Raw genomic sequence first — 6,088 nt, 5'->3', positions numbered from 1 at the left:
CGATATGCATTGTCTGCCACATGGCGTTGCCCTCGTTGAAACCTTACGTCGCCGACGTATTTCCTAAACTCAAATGACCGCGGCACGCCGATTTTCGATTATGCTTAGTTATCCTATGTATACCGATAACCTAATCAGGTGGTGAAGTAATGGCACGGTAATACCCATAGGCAGTGCTCGGTCAAACGGGCCGATAACGACTTACACACCCTGTGCGGGTTAGGAGGCTACGCTCGCGGCGGTCGAGTGGGGCGGCATGATGATCTACATACAGTCCATGCGGCGCGAAATGCGCGATGACTAACGGACGAACGGTATGCGTCTGCGACGGTCCGTTCGATCGTTTTTGCAGCTGGCGTCACTAGCAAGGAGACGAAAATGACCTGCAAACGGCTGAAAGGAATGTCAACAGTTGCATTCTTTCTGTTAGCGGCAGCTGGAACCTCGAGCGCGGACGAACAGTGTTCTAACGCAACGCTCAAGGGACTCTACGGATTCTCGCTTAGGGGCCAACTAATCGGCATATTCGACGATGCGGGTAACACCCATCGATTTGCGAACGAACCGGTTTTGATAGACGCGGTCTCGATTCAGGACTTTGACGGGCATGGCGGCTTTACTCGAGCGGACTTCGTCCAGAGTGGAGGCGAGAAACGCCCGGGGTCAACGGATCCAACGACCGGTTTCGACACTAACGAAAGCGGAATGTATACAGTTTATTCGGACTGCACAGGCATCATGCACATTAACAAATTTCCCGCGCCGATTTCATCTACGACAATTGACATCCGCTTCGTGTTAACGGATGGCGGTCGGCGTATATTTGGCGTCGTCAGCAGGCAGGTCATCGGCGGTCAGTTTAGAGCGACCGACGGAACCACCTGTGGACCGGCGCAGCCTTGTAAAATGGAAGCGCAGGAAAGCTTAATCGGGGAGAAGTTTCGAACGGAAGGGCGTGACAGGTAGCCGGGGGCACCCGTCCCCTGACGCGGAACCTTGGCCTGAGTGGAAGGCGAGTTGCTTCGCGCAACGCACTCTTTCGCCGTCAGCGCAGCCGTCGTAAAGCAAGGAGCGGCTTGCATGCGAAGGGCGAACGGCGACTAGCTCCTACCGTTTTTGCTTCAGTCGATGCCCAGGACTCGTACCATAGAACGGAATTGAAGCGTGGACGGATTCGACGGGGGCACCGTGAAATTGTCTGTCGCTCGTGGTCCCCGGCGGCACGTCATTGACGTGATCAATGGCTTCGCGTAAGCCCGAGGACTGCACGGCTGAGACTGCTGATCGAATGACCGTTGCACTCAGTTAGCCGCCGTTTAGTCATACACAGCGCGAGTGACGGCTGTGGGTCGCAAAGAGACGAATAGTTCGTGGTTTAAGCGGCCGCGGGACCAGCACTGCGCGATTGGCTGAACGCGTCGCTCGCCCGGGGACGATGTTGACGTGGCGGCCAGGGCCTTTCTTGGAGTGGTAATTTCGTAGCCACGCCGAATCGACGCTCACGGCGGCGACATCGCTGGATTCGCGAACCCGAGGGAAGGTTACGAATTCAGCACGCTTTGGTGGAACCTGAACACTGTCTCGTGCTACCTGAGGGAACAACGTGCACACGTTGGTCAACTATGGCGCTCGGCATCGCAAGGGCATGCCGATCAGCAGCAGCATCGTCGAGTCTGCAGTGAACCAAGTTGTCAGCCACCGTATGGCCAAGAAGCGACAGATGCGCTGGGCTGACGAAGGGGCGCACTGCATGGCGCAGGTGCGGGTCGCCATAAACGGCGAACTCTCGTCCCGCCGCATCTCGTCGCTCAATATAGCGACCTCGCATCACGGTAATTGCGTCGGAGCAGCATCGCCAGACCGGCACCGACCAACCAACAGAACAGACCAGGCAGCCCTGCCGCAAGCCGGGGCGGCCTGACGAAATCGACCTCCCCAGGTTTTGCACGCTCTCTCGCACGAGCGCTACGTCACCCATTGTGCATTGCACGGAAGCTCTGTCTAGTGCGGTCCGAAGTCAGGGCATCAAAACGAAGGCAAGCAGCTGGTGTTTGCCGCGAAAGCTTAGGGATCCCTTAAGCGTGGGCTATTTCGTGCAAGGGGAAAACGATAAGGACCGGTGTCGTGACGATATGCCTATGCTATAGCAGCGTCCATTGTTCTCTCGACGCGCTCCAGGTCATCTTCCATAGATCATAGGAGGTGTGCGATGCCGAAGTATATACGGACGAATGCGCTTGTCGCGTCGGTTATTGTTTTGGTTGCGGGCTGTGGCGGCCATGACAATGACGATAACGGGCCCCGCTATGTATCGGACATAGCCGTGCCGAACATCAAGGCGGGCGTCAACTTCTCGTTTGATATCGGCATTGTCTCCGGAAGCCAGTACTTTTTCACGGACAGAAACAACGCATCACTGGATCAAATTGACATACCGTCGAAGAGCTTCGCCAAGGCTATCCAGGGAAGCGGCAATCTCGCCTTCACTGGGCTTGGCCCTGGCCCCAACTCAAAGGCAGGGCCGGATGGCGCCACAGCGGTCGGCAATTTCATCTATGTGGGCGATGTGAACTCGGTAAAGATTGTCGATTCGACAGCGGGCGCTGTGGTGAGCAAGATCACGGTGAGCACCACGGGCGTGCGAGCAGACGAAGGTTGCCTCGATGCCACGCACGGCACGTTCATGATTTCAAGCCCAGAGGAGCCGGTTCCGTTCGCGACCTTCATCAACACGGCGACGCAGACCGTCGTGGCCAAGGTGACGTTCACGGACAGCGAGGGTAAGCCTACGGCGGGACTCGAAGCATGCAGGTACGACCCAAACAGCGACAACTTCTATGTGAACGTCGACGGCAGCACGGCCAATCCGCATGGTGAGTTAGTCAAGCTGCCGGGAGCCGCCATTCGCGCAATACCGAATGGCGGCTCGCAGAATTACACGACGCTCGCGGGAGTCGCCATGTACGGTGAGGGCAACTGCGATCCCACCGGACTCGCGCTTGGGCCCGGAAACGACATCGCGGTGGGATGCCGGGAAGGGACGACCAATGCGCCCTTGTTGATGCAAATATTCGACCGGTCAAACGGGGCCCTTCTGGCGTCGCTCAACGCGGGCGGTGGCGATCAGCTCGAATATGATCCAAGCACCAATCGTTACTACAACGCGGCGAGTCGGTGGACGGCGTCTGGCAATGCATCGACGGACGGCGCCTGCTCGAACGCATCTCCGTGCACGCCGGTGCTGACGATCGTCGATGCGGGAACGCGCACCATCGTCACGCGCCTGAACACGGGCAATAACGCCCATTCGGTTGCGGTCGACCCAGCGACGGGGCTCATCTTTGTCCCATATTCGTCGGCTACATCGCCGGCGGGTTGCCCGGGTTGCGCAGCCAATGGCTTCGTCAATGGCGGCGTGTCCGTCTTCGCAGCCAAATAGCGCCGATCCCCGGCGCGGGAAGGAGACGGCGTATGAGCCGCGGCTGTGTCCCGCGCCGCGGTCGGCCCGCCTGGCGTAATGCCTCGCATCGAAGCTTGCATTTGGGGACGCGGTTCAACGCCGACGCTCGCAGGCGCAAATATCGGCCAAGGGAATGCCATCTCAGACGCGCAACCGTTCAAGTGGGGCATCATGCATGTGCTTCGCGATAACGCCTCCAGGCGTGATGGTCAGCAGCAGCAGGCGGCGCTCCGCGAAGAAATGTCATTCGTAGCACACCGTTTCAACATTGGACCAGACACACTTCAATTAACAGACCTCATTTGACATAATGAACATTATCGATTTCGCATAGTATTCCTAAGTACATGCCGGTGACGCTTCAACGTTCACGCGCTGGATGCATAGCGTCCTTGCCCGACCATCGCCGCATCGATCGCGAGTTCTATGCCTCCGAGCTTTTGGCCCATAGGCTACGCCGACAACGGTTGCCCCCTACCGACGCTCACGACGCCATCGCAGCAACACACCTTCACAGGCATAAGCGTTTTCCCGTGCATCGTGGCATCCGATAGCCTTGCGAGGGACGCGTTGTCGGCATATCGACAAGGCGGTTTCGATAAATTCAATCGTCGATACAGTCATGGCGGTTAAGCGCCTGAAGGATTACAGGGATTCGTCCGCTCCTCACATTGTTTTCAATTTGGTTCAATGAGCTGGCTTGACGCGCGTCGCGCTTTACGCCTCATCGATCCAGCGTTGGATGTGCGAGCGATCGCTCGTACCACTCAGCGCGAGCATCAGCAGGATGCGCAGCTTCTGCGGGGCGCGATCGCCGCCAGCGAGCACGTCGGCCGCATCGAGAAACTCCTGCATCGGCATTTCGTCGTGTGGCGCGGGGCTCGATTGCACCACCACCACACCGCTTTTTGCGGCACGCCGGAGCGCCAGGCGCACGCATGGTCAACCAGAAGTCGGTGTCCAAAGTTCGTACTATTCGCGACCCGTACAATATCGCCCATCCCCGGCGCGAGCGAAGTCGATTACCAGACCTATGCGTCTACTACGAGCCCTCAAAACGCGGTGTGAGACCAGCCGGGTGCCGATCCGTTGTGCTGATGTAATCGATTCAAACCCCATTTAGACAAGACGCGGAACCGAGGCTGCTGCAGTCGCGAACAACGTTGATGGTGGTCGGAGTTTGCACCAACGTACATACAAGCGAGGATTAAAAAAGGCCGGCACTCATATGCCGGCCAAAAGACCATCGCTGGCCTGAGAGATGCACGATACTTGCCGAAACGGGCTGCCGAAAAGCTGTGGGCGCCTAATCAGAGTCGCCGACTATGCCTCGCCGCTCTTCACGACATCGTAGTCCATCCAGTCCCACTGCGACGCTCTGGTTGACCACGACCAACGAATCGAAAGATCCGACGTTGGTTTGTTCGGTTCGTAGTGCCGTTGATCACGTTCGTTTTCCTTGCTGCCAACGACTTCGCTGGCGGCGGCGGTATGATCCAATCTGCTTACCATTAATTGAACCCCTCTTGTCAGAGTTCAGCGCCTCGCTTATTCCACCCGTTACGCCGATGGCAAATCCCGAGTGCGCCGTTCGCGCCTTGAGTCCTAGCTGATCAATGCAGCCATGCCGGGTCGTCCATCGGCTCGACGATATTAGCGACTTTTAGGAACGGGCGATATCTGCTTATTGCGTTTTATCGAATAATTGCAACCGCGCCACGTCGATACTCTATCTGCGGTTCGATCCGCGTCACACACTCTCGCCGACACCGTGCTGCGCTAGGAAGCAAGTCGGCGGCGCATATCCGCGCGAGTAGCAACTCGTGCATCGGGTCACCACTGCCGTCGGCCGAGCAAACAGGAAGGTCAGCAACGCCCCCGGGCGCGGCCGCGCTGCGCGGGGCTGTGTTCGCCGCCATAGCGAAGGCCTTCAGCTTGAACGAACTTGTCCAGTTCCTCGGTTGTGGCGTCCTGTGCCCCCAAAAGTGGGGTAAGTCAGTACGCAATTTTTCGACAGTGCGCAATAAGCAGATATCTCTCCGCGATACCGCACACTAACATCCATCGTACCGTTACCCGCATCCCTTGCGGGTCGAGTCAGGTAGCCACAGCAGTGGTGCAAGCACGCATGGAACAACCCGCCGACACGGAGCAAAAGAGGCCTCGGCAACGGCATCGACACGTCGCGTTGATCACCACCGCGACTGCGCTGGTGCTCGCCTACGGCGTGGTGCGACATCTGTCGTGGGCCTCTTCAAGGCTATCGGACCCACAACAGTTCTCCGTCTATGTAGACCGAGAAGAGGCGCCATGGAAAAGGCCGGTCATCGCGATTCGTGAAGGCGTGCCGGCGCACATCACTGTGCAATCGAAGGAACCTGGAGTCTTGATGGTTCACGAAATTCCAGGTGCCTTCGCTGCATGCGCGTCGAGCAGTGCTCAGTCGCTCGACATTTTCCCTATCGGCATCACAGGGCGCTTCTCTCTTCATTTCCATAGCCAATTGGGTGGCCAGCTCGACGTCGCCACACTGGAGATATACCCGCGATAGCGAAGGGAAATCACAAAGCAATAAGGAATGCAAACGCATTGTTGCGAAGACAATTATATGGAGCGACGGCTCCAGGG

General features: G+C 57.8%; 5 protein-coding genes. 4 read left to right on the top strand and 1 reads right to left on the bottom strand.

Going from position 1 to position 6,088, the window contains the following annotated elements; all coding sequences use genetic code 11:
* The first annotated feature begins 378 nt into the window (after positions 1-378).
* The 3 genes from AWB75_RS26100 (at position 379) to AWB75_RS26090 (ending at position 3,439) form a co-directional block, all read left to right on the top strand.
* Positions 379-966: a hypothetical protein gene (locus tag AWB75_RS26100; RefSeq protein WP_061126926.1), complete on the top strand. Its 588-nt coding sequence runs from the start codon at positions 379-381 to the stop codon at positions 964-966.
* A 646-nt stretch (positions 967-1,612) separates the two neighbouring features.
* On the top strand, positions 1,613-1,921 hold the full coding sequence (locus AWB75_RS39520) for a hypothetical protein (RefSeq protein WP_143746502.1): 309 nt from the start codon (positions 1,613-1,615) through the stop codon (positions 1,919-1,921).
* Between the two features lie 288 nt (positions 1,922-2,209).
* Complete coding sequence (locus AWB75_RS26090) at positions 2,210-3,439, top strand: YncE family protein (protein ID WP_061126925.1); 1,230 nt, start codon at positions 2,210-2,212, stop codon at positions 3,437-3,439.
* 738 nt (positions 3,440-4,177) lie between these two features.
* Here the strand turns inward: AWB75_RS26090 and AWB75_RS37255 are convergent.
* Entirely contained in the window at positions 4,178-4,396 is a 219-nt protein-coding gene (locus tag AWB75_RS37255) for a hypothetical protein (protein WP_143746501.1), read from the bottom strand.
* A gap of 1,192 nt (positions 4,397-5,588) precedes the next feature.
* Between AWB75_RS37255 and AWB75_RS26085 the strand changes: the two genes are divergently transcribed.
* Positions 5,589-6,011, top strand: a complete 423-nt coding sequence (locus AWB75_RS26085) for a hypothetical protein (RefSeq protein WP_061126924.1) — start codon at positions 5,589-5,591, stop codon at positions 6,009-6,011.
* Positions 6,012-6,088: the final 77 nt, after the last annotated feature.

The organism is Caballeronia catudaia, assembly GCF_001544755.2.
GTDB lineage: Bacteria > Pseudomonadota > Gammaproteobacteria > Burkholderiales > Burkholderiaceae > Caballeronia > Caballeronia catudaia.
This window is presented reverse-complemented; position numbering and strand designations above follow the sequence as displayed.